Origin of the sequence: Burkholderia sp. SIMBA_051 (genome assembly GCF_046534915.1) — a bacterium.
GTDB classification, from domain to species: Bacteria; Pseudomonadota; Gammaproteobacteria; order Burkholderiales; family Burkholderiaceae; genus Burkholderia; species Burkholderia ambifaria.
In genome coordinates this window covers 1-372 of the sequence record NZ_JAWRXS010000086.1, presented here as the reverse complement: position 1 = coordinate 372, position 372 = coordinate 1, and the positions used below count along the sequence as shown (strand labels likewise).

General features: G+C 58.9%; 1 protein-coding gene. It reads left to right on the top strand.

The features are described from left to right. Window positions 1-372: substrate-binding domain-containing protein (locus tag SB771_RS33660; protein WP_410721877.1), on the top strand; the 372-nt coding region annotated here is incomplete at both ends.

Here is a 372-nt window from a genome sequence, read left to right as displayed (position 1 = left end):
ATCTGCAGGCGCATGCTTGCCCCGACGTGGCGGTGGTCGTTGCTACGTTCTCTTATACCTGTCACGAAGACCGCGAGATCGGGTTCCGCTCACTGCTAAGACAGCGCTTCCCCAATGTGAACCTCATCGAAGTCATCAAGGGCGCCGATTCCGGTGCCGCGACCTATGAAGCGACCATGCGTTTTCTGGACGAGCACGAGAAGCTCGATGGCGTTTACAACGTGGCGGGCGGAAACGAAGGTCTGGCTGCGGCGCTGCGCGAATCCAACCTGACGGGCCGAACGATCTACGTGACCCACGAAGTCAACCGGATAACGGAACCGCTCCTGCGTTCCGACGCAATCGACTATCTACTGACACAGGACCTTCGAC